This window comes from Plectonema cf. radiosum LEGE 06105, assembly GCF_015207665.1.
Classification (GTDB): domain Bacteria; phylum Cyanobacteriota; class Cyanobacteriia; order Cyanobacteriales; family Nostocaceae; genus Rivularia; species Rivularia radiosa_A.
The window spans coordinates 15,481-38,150 of record NZ_JADEWL010000011.1 but is presented as its reverse complement, the minus strand read 5'-3'; the positions used below and the strand labels follow the sequence as shown (position 1 = coordinate 38,150).

The window sequence follows — 22,670 nt, the reverse complement described above, 5'->3', positions numbered from 1 at the left end:
CTCAGATTAGATACAAAGGGCTTGTATTATTATGAATAAATCCTTCATTCATGCGGATGATTTACCACCGAATGAGGTAACAAAAAGCGACAAAATGTTACTTCTAGAACTAGAAAGAAGTACCGGGAAATGTTTCTACGAAACTTGTGACAGTATTACCCAAGCATTACTATCAAATTGTTTTTGGTATCTGACCATTGACACCGAATATCTAACATTAGTGATTCACTGTCCAGATATAATAACTTACTGGCATATAGTGAGCAATATTGTGCAATTAGGCATGAAACTTCAACCCCTTGCTTCCAGTGCGATAATTCGAGTAAATCCACCTCCTGGAAAAGCAACATCCTTTGAAATTGGTGTCGATGAAGTATCAGCTTTCCGGGATTGGTTGTGATTTTGGCTGTGATTTTGGCTGTAAATATTCCGAACAAGAAATCGCTTTTCCTCCCGAAGCTTGATCAACCATTTCTTGCAAACGAGACTGCCCAAAGCGTCCAATAGTTAACAAATTCTCCGACTCTCCAGCAAACATTTCATCTAAGTCGTTCATTGCTAAAGCTGCGATATATCCAGCTTCTTGTACCAATTTTCTCACTCGCTCGTCATTTTTACCAGTAGGATAGGTAAAGTAGCGGATTGATATACCCAAATTTTTCTCTAGTAATTCCTTAGACTCTACTATTTCTGGAACAAGTTCTTCATCAGATAACTTAGTTAAATCTGGTGGATGAGTTTTACTATGAGCGGCTATAGTTACCAAAGAGTCAGCAGCCATAATTTTCAGTTGCTCCCATGTCACATGGGAGCGACCTGTATTAATACCCATATTTTTGGTATAAACTGAGAAAATTGCCGGATAATTGTACTTTTTAAGTAATGGGTAAACGTATTCATAATGACCCCCATAACCATCATCAAATGATAGTAAAATAGGCTTTTCTGGTAATGGACTTCCGGTGCGTAAATGAATAATTAATTGGTCTAAACTAATTGGAGTTACACCTTTAGATTTGATTAATTCAAAATGAGATTCTAATTCTTCTGGGGTAACATCAAAAAATACTTCTTTTTTCGGCAAAATATCGTGATACATTGCTATCGGTACTTTAGCTTTTCTCGCAGAAGCGTTAATTTCTGGTAAAGTTACAGCATCTAAAGAAAGAGGAACATCCGCATCAGTTTGTGTTTTTACCAACACTTTTTGTTGAGATAAACTTTCCTCATTCCAAGGTTGTAAATTTCTATCTACAGCTTGATATTTTTGACAAAATTGCTCTAAATTTAAAGGAGATACTGTTTTTTCCATAGAAACTGGAGAATCACCTTTATTTTCGCTTTTAGAATAAAAATTTAAAGCTAATAAACCAGTAAAAATTACAAGAATACTCCCGATTAAAGGAATAAATTTGAGTAAATTATTTGATTTGGGCTGCATGGAAGTTAATATGAGTATTTTGTATTATTAATTAATTAATGATTAGATATGCACCACCTGGCGATTGAAATCGCGGCTACACAAGCAAAACCCGCAGTAAGGCGGGTTGAAGGTATTTTTTAATAGCTGAATACAGAAAGCTTAAATTTAGGACTTATTAAATACAAGTCCGTAAAATACAAATATCAAGGTTAAAGGTTAAAGTGAATACGACCATTACCAATAACTCAATTAACTGTCAACTGTCAACTGTCAACTAATTTACGGATACAACTTATCTCCGGTAGCGGAATCAAATAAAAATAATTTTTGCAAATCTAATTGTAAATTCAATTTATCACCGACGTGAAAACGGATATTTCCACTCGTTTGCACGTTTAATATTATCCCAGTACCGAGTACGGTGACGCGAATCAAGGTTTCTCTTCCCAATGGTTCGACTAATTTCACTTCTACTTGTAAAATCTCCCCTTGAGATTCATTCTGAATTTGGATATCTTCTGGACGAATACCTAAATCAAAAGTTTGTCCTTCTGGTAAACGTAATTTTTCTTTTAAATCACTGGGAATAGTTAAAATTTGTCCGTTGATATCAAAACCCGCAGCGGTATACTTCGCCGGTATAATATTCATTGGTGGATTTCCTAAGAAAGTTGCCACCATTCGATTAATGGGATGAGCGTAAATACTTTGTGGTTCACCAATTTGCTGAATACGTCCCCCACTCAACACTACAATTTTATCCGCCAAGGTCATTGCTTCCACTTGGTCATGGGTGACATATACCGTAGTAATACCAATGTTTTGATGTAGCTCTTTTAACTCAGCCCGCGTATCATCTCGTAATTGCGCGTCTAAATTGGACAAGGGTTCATCTAGTAAAAATACCTGGGGTTGACGTGCGATCGCCCTTCCTAAAGCTACCCGTTGTTGTTGTCCCCCGGAGAGTTGTTTGGGTTTACGATCGAGTAGATGTTCCAAGGATAGCGATCGCGCTACAGTATCGACTCTTTCTCGAATCAATTTCGAGTCAAATTTCCGCATTTTTAACCCAAAAGCGATATTTTCCGCCACACTCATATGGGGGTAGAGGGCATAATTTTGAAATACCATCGCCACATCTCGCTGTCTTGCGGGGACATTATTCATCAACTTATCCCCAATAAAAAGTTTACCGGATGTAGCAGATTCTAAACCTGCAATAGTCCGTAAAATAGTAGATTTCCCGCATCCGGAAGGACCTACCAAAACCCAAAACTCACCATCAGGAATAGTGAATGTAATGTCATCGATAGCCGTGACGTTGTTAAATTTACGCTTGATACTTTCTAAAGTAACGTTTGCCATGTGAATTTTGGATTGGGAATGGGTAATTGGTAATGGGTAATGGGTAATGGGTAATTAAATTTATAAAAAAATTATGGCTGTTCTAAACACATTTCTATAACTTCTTTAATATTTTCCATCAACTCATCAATTGTTTCTCCGAATCGAATAACAAGCTTTGAGTTGCGGAACTTCCCCAACATAGTATCCATCTTCATCCCGCTCAATAATTACATAAAATTCTTGCTTACTTGCATTTATCATGATATTTTTCTCCAACTAATGTATAAGAATTCTGTTTGATTTTTAAACAATTTATCAAGTCTAGGCAACACTTAACAGTTAGGCGTACTGCCCTATAATTCAAATTTTAATTATAATTCTTATATTTACCATTCCTAACTGCTAATTTCTGATACCATTTTGCTCAAGCAACAATACTAATAAACTTTACAAAACACAGCTTTTCTAGACAATAAATACGTAAAAATATTCCCAGAAAAACTTATATTCCCCAACTTACACCTCTAACCTTTAACCTTTAACCTTTAACCTTTAACCTTTAATCATTTTTCCCAAGCCGGATGAGACAATAAAGAGGAAATTGCTCTTACACCACGCAACTGATTTGACAAAGGTAAATGACCTTTAGGTGCATCTAAATTCCAGATAAATTCATTGGGATAACGAGTCCAATTGTTACCGTTTTTCCAACCAATTTTTACCCAAAGATTTTCCCAATTTTTCCTCAAACCCAACCAGATTTCCCGCTGTACGGAAAAACCAAATTTACCTTGAGAATGAATTAACCACAAATTATTAATTGTTTGTAAATCGGTGATGGGAAATTTTTCTACTTCGGTAAAATATAGCCATTTTCTTTTTAATGCTTCTTCTCCGGAAAGTTCACACATTTTTTGTAGAGTCAAACGGTCGGCTTCTTGAAACTCTTGGTTTGCTAATAATTTTTGCAGTTGGGTGTAATCGATATTGCAATCCGATTTCAGCGGTACAATTCCTTGAGGAAAATTAATTTGTAAAAATTCTTTAGTTTCGGTAAAATCCGATTGATAAAGAATTTGATAGACCTTACCGTCTACTACATTTGCTGGAACATCCCGACGGTTCGATAAAAACTCCATCAGCACTTTTAATCCTTCTGTTCCAGGAATCGCGAGTTTTTCCACTAATTCCTGCTGTTTTTTTTCAGACCCTGCGATTAACTGCTTCAGAAGAAAGTCGAAATCGCTGTTACTAGTACTGTTTTGAATCATTGGGTCTGTCATGCTTTTTGTCGTGAAACGCAATTCAATTAATAATGAAGAAGTTTTAGGGTTAGAAACGGCTATTTTTATAAAGCAAAGACAGTTTTGGACTGATAGCCAGTTTAAGGAGGGATAATCACACCTCTTTAAAAAATATTCTGCTGCTATAGCTTACCTGTATCTTTCCCTTCTAGTAAAATATTTTCTCACGAACTGATAAATTATGCTCATAAGTAGTTGGACAAAATTAAGTTCATCTCTCCTGTCTGGGGAGGAGACGCTGGCGCGGACGTTGAGACAGGGAACTCTTAAGAGGGAATAGGGAAAAGAAAATCTTGGTATGCAATTAATTTTGTCTGAGTACTTAACTTTTTTCCAGCCTAGCTTTTTGTTGAGCTATTTGACAATTTTGCTGTATATTCAAGAAATGCACCTCTACATGATTGCAGTAACACAGAACTTAAAAATTGCATCAAAAATTGCATCTTAGTTTAATAAAAGCAAGATCAAACAAAATTTGCTAGTCTTTCTAACTCTAAATTTTCTTTTCAGGTAGAAATTGACTAAGCTAAAAATCTTGTTGTTTAATCCCAAAGGAATGTGTCATGTACGAAAAAATTAAACCCCCCACAAGCGGAGAAAAGATTACTTTTGTGAACGGTGAACCACAAGTTCCCGATAACCCCATTATTCCTTTTATTCGCGGTGATGGTACGGGTATTGATATTTGGCCCGCTACACAAAAAGTGCTGGATGCTGCTGTATCTAAAGCTTATAACGATAAGCGCAAAATTAGCTGGTTTAAAGTTTACGCTGGGGATGAAGCGTGTGATTTATACGGTACTTACCAGTATTTACCCGAAGATACTTTAACGGCAATTAAAGAGTATGGTGTTGCTATCAAAGGTCCTTTGACAACTCCGATCGGTGGTGGAATTCGTTCTTTAAATGTAGCTTTACGACAAATTTTTCAACTTTATGCCTGTGTACGTCCTTGTCGTTACTACCCCGGTACTCCTTCTCCTCACAAAAATCCGGAAAAACTTGATGTGATAGTTTATCGGGAAAATACTGAGGATATTTATTTAGGGATTGAATGGAAACAAGGTGATGAAATTGCCAACAAACTCATTAAGCTGTTGAATGAAGAATTGATTCCTGCTACTCCCGAACATGGTAAAAAACAAATTCCTCTAGATTCCGGGATTGGGATTAAACCTATTAGTAAAACTGGTTCCCAACGTTTGGTACGTCGTGCTATCAAACAAGCTTTGCAATTGCCCAAGGAAAAACAGCAGGTGACTTTGGTGCATAAAGGCAACATTATGAAGTATACCGAGGGTGCTTTCCGCGATTGGGGCTACGAATTAGTAACTTCAGAATTTCGTGACGAATGCGTTACCGAACGGGAATCTTGGATTTTGAGCAACAAGGAAAATAAATCTGATATTTCTCCCGAAGAAAATGCTCGGATGATTGACCCCGGTTACGATTCCCTGACACAAGACAAGAAAGAGCAAATTGTCAAGGAAGTGGAAACAGTTCTTAACTCAATTTGGGAAACTCATGGTAACGGTAAATGGAAAGAGAAAATTATGGTTAATGACCGCATTGCCGATAGTATTTTCCAACAAATTCAAACCCGTCCTGATGAGTATTCAATTTTGGCAACAATGAACCTCAACGGCGATTATTTATCAGATGCTGCTGCCGCCATCGTTGGGGGTTTAGGAATGGGGCCAGGAGCGAATATTGGCGATGATGCAGCGATATTTGAAGCTACCCATGGTACAGCACCCAAACACGCCGGATTAGACCGAATTAACCCCGGTTCTGTGATATTATCCGGTGTCATGATGTTGGAATTCATGGGTTGGCAAGAAGCCGCACACCTAATTAAGAAAGGTTTAGGAGAGGCGATCGCCAATCAACAAGTTACCTACGATTTAGCAAGATTAATGGAACCGAAAGTTGAACCTTTAAAATGTTCCGAGTTTGCCGAAGCGATTATTAAACGGTTTTAGGAGTTAAGAGTTATTTTTCTTGTAGGGTGTGTTAGTGCGTAAGCACGTAACGCACCTTTTTTGTGAAGCTTTGCAGGTTATAAATGGTATCGGATAATAAAAATAGTGGCTAAATTTTCGGGATATATTTACCATGAATATAGTAGGACTACCAACAGCGGAACAGCTAAAAACTTGTTTTGTTCTTAGTACTTCTATAACTAGTATGTATAGAGCTATAAATCTAATTCGGATAGTTCACTAACCCCGCCCTAAAAGTGCGGGGATTGTCCGAACCAATTCGGGCAACGTAAGCGGTGAATAGCCCATTGAGACGCAACCCGGCAAACACTTCTGAATATTTCCCTAGTTCGGACTATCTGTAAATCTAATTGGTTAGATGCTGTTAGACAGGACATCTTGGTTGTGTTGGGCGAAGGGACTTAAACAAGTTTGCTGGTTCTTGGGATTATATCCATTTAAAAACCAGCATTTTAAAAAGCCGTCTTTCAAAGACGGGGTTTCAGACCCAGGAGTTTTGATGAAAGGACAAAAGTAATTTATTTTCTAGCTGGTGAAGAAATAGAATAAGTAATTTTAGAAAATGGTGAAGGTCGTTTTGTATAGTGAATACCCCAGATTTTGACTCAATGAGCAGAGAAGAATTACGCCAATATATGTTGGATAATCGAGATGATAAAACAGCTTTTGAATTTTATTTAGATAAATTTAGAAACCCAAATAGTCCGATTTATCCAGCACCTCAATCATTAGAAGATATGAGTTATTTGCAGAAAATTTTTCGACAACATATAGCGGATAAATAAACATAAGTAGTCATTTTTGTAATAACGCACTTTTTTAAGCAGAATTTTTGAGATTTTATGCAAAATTAATGAGAAAACTAGATTACAGGCATTTAGTATAAAAGGTAAAGGAGTAGTTTAAGCCAGTGGAACCAACTCCGGAACAATTAAAATCTTTCTATAGATTATGCGTAAGAACAAGTAACCTGTTTAAAACCGTTGAATTAACCAGATTTGACATCAGAACTCAAAGAATAGTGGTGCTAATAGGAGAAACAATCCAAGTAGAAATTTTAACTAATGGAGAAATAATTTTACAATGAGTAATTTCGATTACAAGCAATTAACCGAGGCAGAATTGCGAGAATACATAAAATCCCATCCTCAAGACGAAGATGCATTTCAACATTATCTTTCAATTATTAGAGCAAAACCCAATAGAGTAGTAGTTAGCACGGATGAACAATTAGAAGCCGAATTAAAACAAAGATTGACCGAAAAATAATGGGATACAAGCCCCGTGCTTCTAGTACGGTATGTCAAGATTCAAGAACAAACTTAATTATAAATACTTTTCCCTCTTCGCTCTTCCCTAATAAATCAAAAAATAAAGGATGAAGATTACCAACCGTTAACTTCATCCTTGATATTTGATCACTTAAAATTGATTCCTCAACGGAACATACTGCTGACAGAACTATCTTCGTGAATCCGCCAAATAGTTTCTCCAATCAGATTAGCAACTGAAAGTGTTACTAATTGAGGAAAGCGTTTACTCTCATCTAAAGGAATTGTATTAGTCACAATTACTTCTTCAAATAAACCGCTAGAAAGTCTCTCAATTGCGGGTGGAGAGAAGACAGGATGAGTCGCACAAGCATACACCTGACGCGCCCCTTCTTCACGCAGTAAACGCGCTCCCTGAGTGATAGTTCCAGCAGTATCAATCATGTCGTCTACGATTATTGCTGTTTTGCCCTCAACGTCACCAATGACATTCAAGACTTCAGCGACATTATGGGCTTGACGACGTTTATCGATAATTGCCAAGGGTGCATCATTCAGCTTTTTCGCAAATGACCTAGCTCTGGCGACACCACCCACATCGGGGGAAACAACCACAATATCGGACAAGTTTTTACTCGCCAAATATTCGAGAATTACTGGTACGCTATAAACATGATCTAAGGGAATATCGAAATAACCCTGTATTTGTGCCGAATGTAAATCCATCGCCAAAATCCGGTTTGCACCTGCTTGGGTAATCAGGTTTGCTACCAGTTTGGCTGTAATTGATTCTCGTCCCGCAGTTTTCCGATCTGCACGAGCATAACCGTAGTAGGGAATCACTGCTGTCACCTGTCTCGCAGATGCTCGACGACAAGCATCAATCATCACTAACAATTCCATTAAATTGTCGTTCACCGGATGACAAGAGGGCTGAATTAAATAAACATCGCAGCCCCGAATCGATTCTTGTATTTGCACGTAAAGTTCGCCATCCGCGAATCTTTTACGAATCATTGGTCCCAAGTCCATACCCAAATAACGGGCAATTTCTTGAGATAATGGTACATTGGCAGAACCAGAGAACAGTCGCAGACGATGATTATCTGTAGGTCCGCTTGCTGCTGGTTGCATTTTTAAAGTGGCAGTACTCAGCACAGCAGCCCCTTGTTGTGCATTCATGGCAATCCTATGATTAGAGATTTTACTTACTGAACTTAAATAGTCACCCATTATTGATTGTTATTTCTGCAAAAACTTTGATTTATATCCTCAGACATCCCTCCATCAAACTATCCATTTCTATAAATTTTCCTTCTCATCGATGATAAATAAACCATTGTCAGCTTAACTGATATCAACTAGTTTAACCAGACCTATTTATAGTTTTTTTTTTGCAAAGAAAAATTATATATGAATATTAATTGAGCTTTAACCTCCTATCTTTACAGATTTTACAAAACTCAAAAAATCGCATTTAAAGTATATTTTTCTTGAATTTATATTTTTCTGACTCGTAATTATTTATAACTTTAAATCCCATGAGGCTTTTAATGGTTGGTTAATTCACTTAATTCTCAACTAATGTATTAATATCTGAACCTATTTGTATTTTTGAGTATAAGTACTTATATCGTCTAAATTGTACACCAATTAAATATTTTAGAATATTAATGCTCTTGTTGATAACCTAGCATATCGGCTTTAATGTTCTAAATCCGACAAATATATGGCAAACAAGTACGTGTATACCCTAATTGCTCGATTTTACTCAGTTTTCAATCTTGTCGATTTAGCTCTTTACAACTACTTGCCAACAAAAGTAAATTTGAGGATTTTTCATGAATACTCGCATTACAGCCAATATTTAAGGGAACCCATACCAACTTAACTTGAGTCGAATTAATTGACAAAAATACTTCTAAATGTATATTGTCTGTCTAAAATATACATCTATATTCTATTTTAAAAATAACAAGTGATTATCTTTACCTCTAATTCCCTTAAATTTAATTTTTTCTTAAAGGTAGCTGATTTATCTTTTGACCCATTGGGAAATTAGACAAAATGGTTAAAGATTAAAGGTTATAATTCCCTACTCTCTATTTAAACGACATAAAAATCATTCGATTATGCAACCACCAATTAGCGCCGACACTGTATTACAAAATCGTTATAAAATTATTAAAATTTTGGGTCAAGGGGGATTCGGTAGAACCTATTTAGCGGAAGACCAAAGACGTTTTAATGAACTTTGCGCCATTAAAGAGTTAATTCCCAATGCTACAGGAACCTCTGCTTGGGAAAAAGCACAGGAGCTTTTTGCTAGAGAAGCGGCTATTTTGTATCAAATTAAACATCCTCAAATTCCGCAGTTTCGCGAAAAGTTTGAACAAGACCAGCGCTTATTTTTGGTACAGGATTACGTTGAGGGAAAAACTTACTACGATTTACTCACAGAACGTAAAGCTGTAGGTGGTGCTTTTACGGAAGCTGAAGTATTGCGGTTGATACGTTCTTTACTGCCAGTATTAGATTATATTCACGGTAAGGGAATCATTCACCGCGATATTTCACCAGATAATATTATCATGCGTGAAAGTGATAAATTGCCGGTTTTAATTGATTTTGGGGTGGTAAAAGAATTAGCTACCCGATTGCGCTCGCGATCTACTACTCCTGAAACTTATGTTGGGAAACCAGGTTATTGCCCCAGCGAGCAAATTCAAACGGGTCAAGCTTATCCTAGTAGCGATTTGTATGCTTTAGCTGTAAGTGCAATAGTTTTACTGACTGGGAAGGAACCCACGGAATTATTTGATGACAACCTTTTAAGTTGGAATTGGCAGCGCTGGGTGAGTGTTAATCCCCGATTTGCTCAAATTTTGAATCGAATGTTAAGCAACAAACCTGGTGGTCGTTATCAAAGTGTAATGGAAGTTTTGGAAGCATTCAATTCTTTAAATCAACCTACCGCAGCCAAACCCGACTTATCGGGAATGCGGACGGTCGCTGTTGGTGGTAGACTTGACCCAGTACAGCCACCTCGTCGTCAACCTGACCCGGTAATTCCACCACCACGACAAAATTCGCTTGTAGATAATCCGTTGGCTGTAGGAGCAATCGCTGCGCTTGTAGTAGCATTTGCGGGGTTGGGTTCTTGGGCTTTGGTCAGAACTATTCGCAATGCATTACTTTCTCAAACACAATCACCTCCCCCACAAACATTTGCTTCTCCTTTTCTCACACCGACACCAACACCTAATAATCAACCGATTGTTTTTAGCAAACGCTTGAATCTAGGACTTTCTAATACAGCGACTATCAGAGGTACATTGAAAGCTAATCAAACTATTCAGTACACTTTTGACGGTCAAGAAGAACAAAGTTTTACAGCAATATTAGTTGAAGAAAATGGTGTATCTTTATCAGTATTAGGTCCAAATCAAGAGTTAATTGATAATGCTGCCCGACAGGTAAGTTTTTATGAAGGGAAGTTACCTTTTACTGGTAAATATACTATTGAGTTAAACAATCTGCCAGATATTCAAGAAGCTGAATATATCTTGAGAGTCCGATTGAGAGAACCAGAATTACCAACACCAACACCAACACCAACACCAACACCGACAGAAGAGACTCCAACACCAACAGAAGAAACACCGACACCATCAGATGACAACGTTCCAAATTCCGACTCCCCCGGTCTAAGTCTACCACCAATTAAAGTTCCCTCTATACTCAAACCAACTCCTTCCGGAGACGAAACAATTAACCCAACTGTGGAACCCACTCCGGAATCTGAGTCGGATTCAACAACTCCTTGAAATGGAAAGTACTTTCGATAAAAAAATCAATTCTCAAGCAATAAAACAGGGTTGATTTTCTTTAACTTAAGTTCCATCGAATTTGGTTCACTCTATTGCTAAACTCATAAACAACAGCAATATTTATTCAGGTGACTATTAGTGCAGTAAGATTATGAAACAATTAGGAAAAGTGGTAAGGGAGTAGAATGTTTGAGATTAATTTTCTTAACGTCAGCTTGGCGATCGCCAATATCCCCAAATAAACTCCAAATAAATTTATTTGCAGCAATTTTGACATCCGGCAGTTATATAATCCCAGCTTTTTCTCAATGTAAATACTATTTTTTTACTTTGATAGTAAAATATAATACTTAAATCAGTGAACAGCAAACCGGGCGGACTATGGTGTTCTATTTAAACCCCATTGTATAACTGATAACTTTTAAAATCTAGTTAATCTTCAACAAGCTATATCCACAATCTACAACAAATTCAGTTTTTCTCAGTCAAAATACGGCTTTATTATTTTTGAAGTTACACAAAACACCTTTATTACCGAGAAAAAGATACAACTCTACATATAAACACCAAAAAAGTTCAGTATTTCGCAATAAAACTTAAGCAAAAATCATTCTGTTGAGAATAAAGCCATTATTAATGAGAGTATTTTCATTTATCTAACCAAATTACCTGGTTTTTTAGATGTCGCCTAAGTCACTTTTCATGTAAAATAAAATTTATATATAATCTGTTTGGACGTATTTTTGCTTTTTAATATTTTGCAAATTAGATTTAGATAAAATTAAAATCTAAGTAAAATGATTTACAAAATAGTTTAATAAATATCAAGCAAAAACGAATTATCTTCAAGATATTTAGGAACGTGTTTCTGAGCTACATATTGAACGGTATCTGAAAGCCATTGATGTTGTTGGGGATTGTTGGCATGAAAAGCAAAAACCTCTAGGGATGCCATGATCGAAAATCCCTCTGTTATCTGTAGATAATTTGCGGGTAAATTACGAATTGTTTGATAACCCTCAAAAAATGAGGTTCTCACTTGAGGAATTAGATGGTCAATTGACTGAGCAATATCATAAAGATAATATCCGAAGCCACAACGAGAAAAATCAATTGGTCGAATTTGCTCGTTGTGAAATAAATAGTTAGCTTCATGTAAGTCAGCATGGATTAATCCCCAATTTTGAACTGTTTCCAAGCTTTGCATCACCTTTTTAATCTTCTGAGTTGCTGTTGTCAGTAGATGGTAATGCTCTATCGAAATCAAGCCATTAGATACTGCTGGGTAAAGTGCTTGGAGTGCTGTATTAAGACGATTTTGATCATAGATTGGACGGACAAAATTTTGTGGTAATTCCCACTGAGTGCTATGTTGATGCAATTGAGCCATTAGTAAGCCGAGTTGGTAAGCTTGTTGCGATGTTCGTTGAGTTTCACTAATATTGCCATCAATCCAATGTAATAACGAGCAATACAAAATATTTCGAGTATCATTTTCTATAAGTTGTGTTATCCATTTACCTTGTTGATTTTGTACCGGCTCTTGCACTACTATATCGGTATCACGATACAAAGCAGTAAGCCATAAAAGTTCTGATTCGATAATATCTGGTCGTTGCCATTGCTTATCGGTTGACGCTGAGATTGGTTGGTGAATACGAAGAAGGAAGTTTTCTGTTGCGGTTTCGACAAAAAAGGTGACGTTTTCACTATGACCTAGAAATTGTATTTTTTCGTCAACTAAAGCATATTGATTGAGTACAGTTTTGGCGATGCGTTCGTAAACTTCAATTTGTGGCATCTTTATCAAAAAAACGATGTTGATAAATAGATAGTAAGTGATAGTAACTTAATACGAAGGAAGAAACAATAGTTAATCGTTTTAATTAATCCAAAATCTAAAATTGCTAAAAACATTATTTATTACTGGAACTGATACTGACGCAGGTAAAACCGTTTTTACCACAGCCTTAGCTGCTTATTTAGAAAAATATCGTCAAGAGCTAAGTTTAGCAATCATGAAACCAATTCAATCGGGAATTGGCGATCGCGAAATCTATCAAAGGTTATTTTCACTATCGCAATCTGACACTGAGATTACACCATTGTATTTTCAAGCGCCATTAGCCCCACCAATAGCCGCAGCAAAAGAAAATAGAGAGGTAGATTTAGGTATAGTTTGGCAAACTTTTACTCAATTACAACAAAGGTACAAATTCGTCTTAGTAGAAGGTTTAGGAGGTTTGGGTTCTCCGGTTACGGATGAATTTACAGTCGCCGATTTAGCCGGAGAATGGCGTTTACCTACAGTATTAGTTGTACCCGTAAAATTGGGTGCGATTTCTCAAGCAGTCGCAAATGTAGCTTTAGCAAAACAGGCAAAAGTACAGCTTTTAGGAATTATCTTAAATTGTCAGCAGCCCTTGACACCCGCACAAATTAGCGATTGGACACCAGTAGATTTGATTGAATCCTTGACAAATATCCCCGTTTTAGGTTGTTTACCCTATTTAGAAAATCCTTTAGATTTAGACGAATTAGCACGAGTCGCATCCGATTTACAATTAGAAAAATTATTTAATTAATTTAATTAATAATTGAACTTTGGGAATGGGGAGACGAGGTTAGTGGGAAAAATAATTAAAAAATTAAAATGCTTAACTTTCTACTCTATTTATATTTAAAGATTTTTAATCTAAAATCTAAAATCTAAAATCTAAAATCTAAAATTATTATGGTTTCTACCTTTCCAAGTGCATCTGCCAATTTATCTAGCGTTAGACTTGATATTCGTTCGTTACATCCACAAATTATCGAATGGCGCAGGTTAATTCATCAAAAGCCGGAGTTGGGTTTTGCCGAGCAAATTACTAGCAAGTTTATTTCCCAAAAGTTAACAGAATGGGGAATTGAACATCAAACAGGTATTGCTCAAACGGGTATTGTTGCTACTATTAATGGTAGTAAACCAGTAGAATCCCATCAAAATCATCGAGTATTGGCAATTCGTGCCGATATGGATGCTTTACCCATTCAAGAGCTTAACGAGGTGTCTTACTGCTCACAACACCAGGGAATAATGCACGCTTGTGGACATGATGGACACACTGCGATCGCCCTTGGTACAACAAAATATTTACAACAACATCGAGATAGTTTTTCTGGTACTATTAAAATCATCTTTCAACCTGCTGAAGAAGGGCCTGGTGGTGCTAAACCGATGATTGAAGCTGGGGTATTAAAAAATCCCGATGTCGATGCAATTATTGGTCTACATCTATGGAATAATCTACCTTTAGGAACAGTGGGTGTTCGTGCCGGTGCCTTGATGGCGGCTGTTGAATCATTCCATTGTACAATTTTGGGCAAAGGTGGACATGGTGCAATGCCTCACCAAACTGTTGATTCAGTAGTTGTTGCTGCTCAAGTTGTCAATGCTTTACAAACTATTGTCGCTCGTAATATCAACCCCATTGATTCGGCTGTGGTGACGGTAGGAGAATTTCACGCAGGAACTAAAGGGAATGTTATCGCTGACACTGCTAGAATGAGCGGTACAGTAAGATATTTTAATCTTGATTTTAAAGGATTTATTCAGCAGCGAGTCCAGGAAATAATTGCGGGGATTTGTCAGATTAATGGTGCTAGTTATGACTTAGAATATTGGGAACTTTACCCACCCACAATTAACGATATCCACATGGCTGAATTAGTCCGCAGTGTAGCAGAACAAGTTGTGGAAACAGATGTGGGGATAGTACCAGAATGTCAAACAATGGGTGGTGAGGATATGTCATTCTTTTTACAGGAAGTTCCCGGTTGTTACTTCTTCTTGGGTTCAGCAAATCCCCAAAAAGGTTTAGCTTATCCCCATCATCATCCCCGTTTCAACTTTGACGAAACAGCATTAGCTATGGGAGTAGAAATTTTCGTCCGTTGTGTAGAAAAATATTTTAACAGTTGACAGTTGACAGTTAATTTCTCCCCATCTCCCCTTAAAATTTCCAATACGTAGTTTTTAATGATATATACTATACTGGTAAGTAATAATTATCTACTTAAAAACCGTAGTTATGCGGCTGTAAATTGAGAAAAGTTTTTGTATAACATATTTATAACTTGATTGTGCAGAGTCTACCGATTAATCTTTAAAAAAAGAATAACAAGTATTTTTATTTAGTAAAAACTACGGATAAGAGCTTTTAATTCCGGAAATTCTTATGTCAATATTGGGAAGTAATTAACCCTTTTATTTAAAGACAACATTGGTTTTACAATAGTTGTTTAAAAATTGGTTTGCACATGATTAAAAAATGATTGTGACATTAAAAAAGTTTTTAAAAAGCGGTTTATATTACGCCATTTAAAACATTATCATATTTAAATAAGGAATAATTATGCGCTCTAGACTTGAAGCTCCCAGAGCAAAAATTACTTTTTGGACTCCTAGTAGAATTATCTTTAGTACTACAATTATGAGTTTATTAATAGTGTCTGGTTATTGCACTATATACTCTGTAATGTCTTTATTTATTAAACCTGTTGCGGTATTTCCGACATCAATTCCTTGGATTCATAGCGAATCTGAATGCAAGCATACTAATAGAACATGGCAAGATGGTAAATGTTGGGATTATGAACATGATATGACTTTTTGATTTTGAACTTTGGATTATTACAAATAATTATCATAACTTTTATGAAGAGAAAGTCAAAAAAAGATGGAAATTAATATTAATTTAAGATGTTAACTGGTAAGCACAAGTGGTGGCAAGCACCCTGGTAATAAAAAATAATCTTTGACGTTACTCTTGATGGATAGTTTTGGTAAAATACCTATTGGTCAATATTCACCAATAGCCATTTTGTGTAACTGGGGTTGAAAATTTTTGGCTCCCTTGAGGATTGTTCCTTCAAGGTTTACATCGTAACAGTCTGTGTAAGAAAGATTTGCAGCAGTTAAATTAGCACCACTAAAATTGGTTTCGTACAAAATGCATGACTGAAAATCGGTTCCCATTAGATTTGCTCCTGAAAAATTCGCTTCTCTCAAGGAAGCTTTAGAAAAGTTGGCAAAATAAACTTCTGCTTGTTGAAGTTTAGCTGCATTCAGGTTTGCTTGTCGCAAATCAGCCCCACTTAGATTTGCTTGCTGTAAATTGGCTCCAATTAAACCAGTTTCATACATTTTGGCTTTATCGAGTTTTGCTGATTGCAGGTTAGCTAAAAATAATTTTGCTCCCGCTAAATTAGCAGCTTTGAGATTAGCTCCCATCAAATTAGCTTTATAAAGATTAGCCCCGATTAAATTAGCTGCCCGTAAAGAAGCTCCACAAAGGTTAGCATCTCGGAGATTAGCACCATAGAGCAAACCTTTATTTATAATTGAACCGGCTAAATTAGCACCTTTTAAGCTTGCTTGTTGCAAATTGACTTGATAAAGGTTAGATTGCGATATTGTAGCACCATCGAGGTTTGCACGATACAGATCAGTTCCTTGTAAACAAGCTCCAGATAAATCGGCATTGCGTAAATCTGCTCGTTGTAGGTTTGCATTACTCAAGTCAACTCCCCTAATTTGAGCATTCCTTAAATTCAGTCTTTTATTTTCAGGATCTTGATTTGCATTTCGTCTACCAATAACAGTGAGTGCTGCTTGAATGTCTGTAGGAATTTTTGTGACTTCAGTGCTTGCCTTAAATTTTGTAAAGCTAGTAATACGATTTTCTCTGACAAAAGCTGTCAGAATTTCCATAATTGTCCAATACTCTTGAGACGATTCTTGAGCAACTCTTTCTAAAGCATAAATAGCTCCAGTGCGAGTAGCAACACTATCGTGTCCAAGTTGAGTAATTGCGCTCATAAAACGCTCTGCTAACAGCTTTTGTTGCTTAAGTTCTATATTTTGTTGATTTATTTGGTTATCTTTGTAAGCTGCTAGTAAGCTTTTTTCCATGATTATGGTGCGTTTAGCTCCATAATAAGCATTAATAATTATTGCCAATCCCAGAAAAAATCCGGTAGAAGTCATTAAAGCCTGACTTTTATATTCGATTTTTTCTTCATTTGACAATCCTTCTATTTTTGAAATCGCTGTGAAAATAACAATTGGTGAAACGGAAAAAAAGATTGTAATTCCTATCAACCAATTCGTTAGAGCGTCTGTCTTTTTAGCAGACATAGAAACAGTATTCCTCACAACACAGAATTCTTACCGAAAGGAGTGGGATTAAAGAGTATATCATTTGTCCTAAAAATGCAATATCTGTCGAAAGTTGCAATTGCTATAGCTGTTGGACAGCTAGTAGATTGTCTCTAATATAATGCCCTAATGATATTCTCTGGCACGGTAAAATTACGTAGATAGCTGATAAGCGATTGTTGTGGAAACATCGCTAATTGATAACTTTACGAATATTTTTTTCAATTTTGAGCGTCATGAGTAGCTTTGTTACCGCAAAACTCAGCTTCTCTTAAGTTAGCTCCATCCAAGTTTGTACCGTCGAAGTTCGCTCCCTGCAAATTAGCTAAAAACAAATTAGCATTACGCAAATCAGCATGGGTAAGATTTGCTCCACAAAGATTAGCTGCATTTAATATAGCACCACATAAGTTAGCGCGAGTAAAATTTGCATGACAAAGATTAGCTGCACTTAGTAATGCACCATTTAAGTTAGCATTTTCTAGATTTGCGTCAATTAGATTGGCTCGGTAAAGAATTGATTGCCGTAAGTTAATTTTTTCTAAGTTAGCTCCCGGAAGATTTGCGCCTCTAATATCTACATAACTTAAGTCAATCTTATTTCTACACAAGTATTTATCAATATCCGGATTAGTGATGATTTTTAAAGCAATTTGAATATCACTGCTAATTTCGGTTATCGGATTGATTTCATCATGATTAAATAATTTTAATGACCTATTTATATGAATTAATTTAGTCAAAATTTGAATAATATTGTCGTATTCTAGGGGATGTTCTTCACCTATTTCTTTTAAATCTTGGATAGCGATTAATCTATCTTCTATTTGAGGATTACTTATTTTTTTTGCGGCGATTTTTAAGCGTTTTTTGATACTTTTGTTATCTGATGCTCTCATTATTAATATTGAGTAAGTATATAATCACAAAGTTTTCGTAACAAGGTTTGCTTTTGATACATTTTTATCGAATATTTTATAGAATACATGATTTAGACTGAATTAACTGTCACTTTGCTACCATCATTATTTAGCTATATGATGATAAATACAAAAATGTTTAATTCGGTTTGATTCGATAATATAAAAAAATTGCACAAAGGGGTGAAAAATTGCTAAGTACGTGGGTAGAAAAATTGATCGTTATCACTAGGGAGTAGAAATAAGTCCTTGAGAAGAGTTTATATTTTGTTACATAGTACGATTTATTTGTATCTACTTACTTAACTTAATAAATATCAGCTTTTAATCCAAAATCTCAAATCAAAAAAATGCAGCATAATATACAGCCTTTATTTAAAGACCTGGTATTAGTTGGTGGGGGACATTCTCATGTTATCGCGCTGAAAATGTTTGCTATGAAAGCTTTACCGGGAGTTCGGATAACTTTGATTACCGATTATAGCGATACTCCTTATTCCGGGATGTTACCTGGACATATTGCTGGATTTTATACTCATGAACAATGTCATATCGATTTACGCAAGTTAGCGAATTTTGCTCAAGCACAACTATATATAGATTCTGTAATTGGTATTGATTTACAGAAAAATCAAGTTATTTGTGCAAATCGTCCCCATATCAGTTTTGATTTATTATCTATTGATATTGGTTCTACTCCCGCAACAATTTCTGTACCCGGTGCGACAGAATATGCTATTCCTGCGAAACCTGTAGGAAAGTTGTTGGAAAAGTGGTATGAGTTAGTTGAAGAAATTCAGCACAATCCCCAAAAATCTGTGAATATCGGGATTGTTGGTGGTGGTGCTGGGGGTGTAGAATTAGCCCTGTCAATGTGGGGGAATTTAAGACGATATCATCCTACTAATTTGCAAATTCATTTATTTAGTCGCAATAATCGCAATTTATTATCTAATCATCATGCTTCTGTAGGGAATTGGTTGAGGAGGCTTTTAATTCAACGTGATGTGAAATTGCATTTGGGTGAGACAGTATGTCAAGTTGCACCTTCGGAGCATATAGAAAGATTTAATGTTATATGTGAATCCGGGTTGGAGGTAAAATGCAATTATATATTTTGGGTAACTCAAGCTTCTGCACCGCAATGGTTAGCAGCAACGGGAATTACCACCGATCAACGAGGATTTATTTTAGTTAACGATAATTTACAGTCGGTATCTCATCCCCAAGTGTTTGCTGCTGGAGACATTGCGACGATGAAAAATTATCCCCGCCCAAAAGCAGGGGTTTTTGCAGTACGTCAAGGGAAACCCTTATTTGAGAATTTACGCCGCAGTTTATTAGGAAAAGCTCTGAAAAATTATCAACCACAACAAGATTATTTAAGTTTAATCGGTACTGGGGATGGAATGGCGATCGCAACTCGTGGATGGTTGACTTTACCACCCCACAAATTATTATGGCTGTGGAAGGATTACATTGATCGGAAGTTTATGAAACGGTTTAGTGATTTACCGGAAATGAGCAATGATAGATTGACAATCCAAAATTCCTTAACGTACTTAACGTACAGACGTAGCATTGCTACGCCTCTACAATGCTCTGGATGTGGTTCTAAGGTTGGTGGTAATGTTTTAGAAAGGGTTTTACAGCGAATTCAAGAATCACAACCGATTCAGGAACAAGAAGATATTATTATTGGTTTAAGGTATCCGGATGATGCTGCTGTGGTCAAAGTTCCTACGGGAAAGTTGATGGTGCAGACGATTGATTATTTTACTAGTTTAATTAATGACTCTTATATTTTTGGACAAATCGCTGTCAATCATTGTTTAAGCGATATTTTGGCAATGGGAGCAATTCCCACTAGTGCTTTAGCTTTAGCTACTATTCCCTATGGTACATCTTCCACAATTGAGGAAACTCTTTTTCAATTATTATCGGGTGCTGTAAAACAGTTAAATCAAGCTGGAGTATCTTTAATTGGTGGACATACTATTCAAGGTAATCAATTAGCGTTTGGTTTATCTTGTAACGGTTTAGCGGAGCAAAATCAACTTTTACGTAAAAGCGGAATGTTAGTTAATGACGTTTTAATTTTAACGAAAGCTGTGGGTACAGGAACTTTATTTGCTGCCCAAATGCGTCGGGAAGTGAAAGCAGTTTGGATTGATAATGCGATAAAATCAATGTTGTTATCAAATCGAGCTGCATCTGGATGTTTTTTAGAATATGGTGCAACTGCTTGTACTGATATCACGGGTTTTGGTTTAATTGGTCATTTATTAGAAATGGTCAAAGCTTCTCAAATTGGAGTTACCTTGAAGTTTGATGATATTCCAATTTTGCATGGTGCTAGGGAAACTGTAGAAAAAAGAATTTTTAGTTCCCTTTATCCGGAAAATCTCAAAGCTGCAAGTTATATTAAGAATTTAGAAGAATGGGTATTTCATCCTAATTATCCTTTATTATATGACCCACAAACTTCCGGAGGTTTATTAGCTGCGGTTTCTCCTGAGCAAGCTGATAATTGTTTGAGGAAGTTAAAGGAGTTGGGTTATGAGCAAGCTAGGATTATTGGTAGGGTTGGAGGGGAAGAAGGGATAAGATTAGTTTAGAAACGCAGAGTGTCGCGAAGGAAACGCGGAGTTTCGCTGAGGTTAAGGGATGATGGAATTCCATTTAAAGTTGGTTAAATCTAAAATGTAATTTAAAGAGTTATCAACATAATCTTTTTCACCATCAACTATCGTCCATAATTTACCACCAGTTATAGAAATTTGGGATGGTGGATGATATTTGGCTTTGTGTCTGCTTATCCAACCGGGTTTATCTCCAGTGGTTTTGATTTTTTCGATTTTAAATGTATTGCAATTTAATCGGTAAACTGGGGTTTGGTTAGGGTTTCTTTGATTTTGATAACCCAAACTGCCGATAATGTAGATGTAATTATCTATTAATGTTGCCGAATGAAAATCGGTGGGAGGGAAAATCTCTTTGGGATAACCATAAATTTGAAAATTACCTTTACCATCAAAGACAACTACATCATTATATATACAAAAATCTGGGTCGTAAAAATCCTCATGTTCTCCAGCAATTTCTACAATTCTACCGTCGGGTAATATTGTAATACTTCTGCCGAATCTTTGATAACACCATAGGGGAGCATCAACAAAACTCCTCTTCTCCTCATCACTTCTACCAGAATAAGCATCTACACCGCTACGTACCATTGCTTCCCAAAATTCGTTTTGAATAATTTCTGGGTTATTAATTCCATATCGAGGAATTCTTTGTGTTTTATCCTTGATTTCTTCAAGCTGTAATTCTTGATTACCAACACCTGTTAACAATACTCGCATCTCGTTGTTAATATCGCTCGTATCTTCTCCTTTAACCACAAGCATTTTAACGATTTCTAAATTAGCTGCTTTATTCAAAGCATTTTCTTGGTAATTATTAACTTTACTTGTATCAGCACCAGCTTCCAGTAAAATTTTTACGCAATCGGTAGCACCACATTCAGCAGCGAACATTAAAGGAGTATTCAAATATTCGTCAGTTGCTTCAATATCAAATCCTTCTGCAATTAACCATTCTAGAATTTTACTATTATGATTTTTTATCGGATAAAATAGCGGAGATTTCCACCAGAATAATAAATCATCACGAGTTGGTGTAAAACGTAATATTAATTTAGCCTTGAATAAATCACCTATTTCCAAACTTAAAATAAAAGCATTTCTATTCCAACAATCCACATCATAAATATCAGCACCTTGTTCAAGTAAACTTTGCACCTCTGCTAAACTTCCAGAAACAACCGCTTCCATTAAATGCGTCCATTTTAATTGTTTTTCTTCCGCTCCAGCATCTAATAGTAATTTCACAGCATCAAATCTGGCATTATAAAAAGCAACCTTGAGTGCAGTTTCTCCATAATTACTCATCCCATCTACTTCTGCACCTCTTTCAATTAGTAAATTTAAAATTGGTATGAGATATTCATCTTGAGTAATATCTCTACCATGCATCACATCTATCAAAACATCATAACCACTTGGTGTTCGATAATTAATATCAACACCAACATCTAATAAAAATCGGATTTTATCGAAATTTCCGGCTTTGACTGCTAAACCGAGTACGGTATCTTGAAATTGACTTTCCACCCCATTAATATCGGCTCCATTTTCTACAAGCAAGCGTACCATATCAACATTTGCATTCAAACTACTTACAGCTACCATCAACGGTGTGTGATCGGAATCTTCATCTACACAATTAATCTCAATCCCTTTTCTGATTAACCGTCTAACTTCGTTTATATCTCCCTGTCTTACATAGTCGTGAATCTTCATGATTTT

Annotated in this window: 20 protein-coding genes; 11 read left to right on the top strand and 9 right to left on the bottom strand. The window is 36.1% G+C overall.

The features are described 5' to 3' along the window. Positions 1–31: 31 nt before the first annotated feature. Complete coding sequence (locus tag IQ247_RS05455; RefSeq protein ID WP_193917829.1) at positions 32–400, top strand: hypothetical protein; 369 nt, start codon at positions 32–34, stop codon at positions 398–400. Here IQ247_RS05455 and IQ247_RS05450 read toward each other — a convergent pair. From IQ247_RS05450 to IQ247_RS05435, 4 genes are all read right to left on the bottom strand, one after another. After that, positions 377–1,441 carry a polysaccharide deacetylase family protein gene (locus IQ247_RS05450; protein ID WP_193917826.1) on the bottom strand — a complete coding sequence of 355 codons (1,065 nt, stop codon included), beginning with the start codon at positions 1,439–1,441 and terminating at the stop codon, positions 377–379. The two genes, IQ247_RS05455 and IQ247_RS05450, sit on opposite strands and share 24 nt — an antisense overlap. A gap of 261 nt (positions 1,442–1,702) precedes the next feature. Beyond that, a complete protein-coding gene (locus IQ247_RS05445) occupies positions 1,703–2,788 on the bottom strand; it encodes an ABC transporter ATP-binding protein (RefSeq protein ID WP_193917823.1) in 1,086 nt (361 codons plus the stop codon). A 126-nt stretch (positions 2,789–2,914) separates the two neighbouring features. Next, entirely contained in the window at positions 2,915–3,031 is a 117-nt protein-coding gene (locus IQ247_RS05440; RefSeq protein ID WP_228059500.1) for a type II toxin-antitoxin system HicB family antitoxin, read from the bottom strand. Between the two features lie 302 nt (positions 3,032–3,333). Further along, positions 3,334–4,053, bottom strand: a complete 720-nt coding sequence (locus IQ247_RS05435) for a GUN4 domain-containing protein (protein WP_193917820.1) — start codon at positions 4,051–4,053, stop codon at positions 3,334–3,336. Positions 4,054–4,637: 584 nt separating this feature from the next. On the opposite strand from IQ247_RS05435, the gene IQ247_RS05430 reads away from it, so the two are divergent. From IQ247_RS05430 to IQ247_RS05420, 5 genes are all read left to right on the top strand, one after another. Continuing rightward, positions 4,638–6,056, top strand: coding sequence for an NADP-dependent isocitrate dehydrogenase (locus tag IQ247_RS05430; protein ID WP_193917818.1), 1,419 nt, complete (start codon positions 4,638–4,640; stop codon positions 6,054–6,056). Positions 6,057–6,189: 133 nt separating this feature from the next. Further along, positions 6,190–6,300 (top strand): DUF6888 family protein, encoded by a 111-nt coding sequence (locus IQ247_RS33550; protein WP_375341215.1) that lies wholly within the window; start codon positions 6,190–6,192, stop codon positions 6,298–6,300. Between the two features lie 361 nt (positions 6,301–6,661). Next, entirely contained in the window at positions 6,662–6,862 is a 201-nt protein-coding gene (locus IQ247_RS05425) for a DUF6887 family protein (protein ID WP_193917816.1), read from the top strand. Positions 6,863–6,987: 125 nt separating this feature from the next. Beyond that, on the top strand, positions 6,988–7,164 hold the full coding sequence (locus IQ247_RS33545; RefSeq protein WP_375341214.1) for a DUF6888 family protein: 177 nt from the start codon (positions 6,988–6,990) through the stop codon (positions 7,162–7,164). After that, a complete protein-coding gene (locus IQ247_RS05420; protein ID WP_193917814.1) occupies positions 7,161–7,346 on the top strand; it encodes a DUF6887 family protein in 186 nt (61 codons plus the stop codon). Before IQ247_RS33545 ends, IQ247_RS05420 begins: the two co-directional genes overlap by 4 nt. A 167-nt stretch (positions 7,347–7,513) precedes the next feature. On the opposite strand, the gene IQ247_RS05415 is transcribed toward IQ247_RS05420, so the two are convergent. Continuing rightward, on the bottom strand, positions 7,514–8,506 hold the full coding sequence (locus IQ247_RS05415; protein ID WP_322745440.1) for a ribose-phosphate pyrophosphokinase: 993 nt from the start codon (positions 8,504–8,506) through the stop codon (positions 7,514–7,516). A 974-nt stretch (positions 8,507–9,480) separates the two neighbouring features. Here IQ247_RS05415 and IQ247_RS05410 point away from each other — a divergent pair. Next, a complete protein-coding gene (locus tag IQ247_RS05410; RefSeq protein WP_193917810.1) occupies positions 9,481–11,175 on the top strand; it encodes a serine/threonine-protein kinase in 1,695 nt (564 codons plus the stop codon). Between the two features lie 817 nt (positions 11,176–11,992). Here IQ247_RS05410 and IQ247_RS05405 read toward each other — a convergent pair. Next, the gene (locus IQ247_RS05405; RefSeq protein WP_193917809.1) at positions 11,993–12,979 is read right to left on the bottom strand and encodes a phosphotransferase enzyme family protein; all 987 of its coding nucleotides are present in this window, start codon (positions 12,977–12,979) and stop codon (positions 11,993–11,995) included. Between the two features lie 103 nt (positions 12,980–13,082). On the opposite strand from IQ247_RS05405, the gene bioD reads away from it, so the two are divergent. The 3 genes from bioD to IQ247_RS05390 all read left to right on the top strand — a co-directional run bounded on the left by bioD (position 13,083) and on the right by IQ247_RS05390 (position 15,836). Then, positions 13,083–13,763: a dethiobiotin synthase gene (gene bioD, locus IQ247_RS05400; RefSeq protein ID WP_193917808.1), complete on the top strand. Its 681-nt coding sequence runs from the start codon at positions 13,083–13,085 to the stop codon at positions 13,761–13,763. A gap of 149 nt (positions 13,764–13,912) precedes the next feature. After that, positions 13,913–15,142, top strand: coding sequence for a M20 family metallopeptidase (locus IQ247_RS05395; protein ID WP_193917807.1), 1,230 nt, complete (start codon positions 13,913–13,915; stop codon positions 15,140–15,142). A 433-nt stretch (positions 15,143–15,575) separates the two neighbouring features. Further along, a complete protein-coding gene (locus IQ247_RS05390) occupies positions 15,576–15,836 on the top strand; it encodes a hypothetical protein (RefSeq protein ID WP_193917806.1) in 261 nt (86 codons plus the stop codon). A 185-nt stretch (positions 15,837–16,021) separates the two neighbouring features. On the opposite strand, the gene IQ247_RS05385 is transcribed toward IQ247_RS05390, so the two are convergent. Continuing rightward, positions 16,022–17,359, bottom strand: coding sequence for a pentapeptide repeat-containing protein (locus tag IQ247_RS05385; protein WP_193917805.1), 1,338 nt, complete (start codon positions 17,357–17,359; stop codon positions 16,022–16,024). Between the two features lie 242 nt (positions 17,360–17,601). After that, the gene (locus tag IQ247_RS05380) at positions 17,602–18,279 is read right to left on the bottom strand and encodes a pentapeptide repeat-containing protein (protein ID WP_193917804.1); all 678 of its coding nucleotides are present in this window, start codon (positions 18,277–18,279) and stop codon (positions 17,602–17,604) included. 371 nt (positions 18,280–18,650) lie between these two features. Between IQ247_RS05380 and IQ247_RS05375 the strand changes: the two genes are divergently transcribed. Continuing rightward, positions 18,651–20,918 (top strand): slr1591 family oxidoreductase, encoded by a 2,268-nt coding sequence (locus IQ247_RS05375; RefSeq protein WP_193917802.1) that lies wholly within the window; start codon positions 18,651–18,653, stop codon positions 20,916–20,918. A 42-nt stretch (positions 20,919–20,960) separates the two neighbouring features. Here IQ247_RS05375 and IQ247_RS05370 read toward each other — a convergent pair whose 3' ends face one another. After that, positions 20,961–22,664, bottom strand: a complete 1,704-nt coding sequence (locus IQ247_RS05370) for an ankyrin repeat domain-containing protein (protein ID WP_228059498.1) — start codon at positions 22,662–22,664, stop codon at positions 20,961–20,963. Between the last annotated feature and the right edge of the window lie 6 nt (positions 22,665–22,670).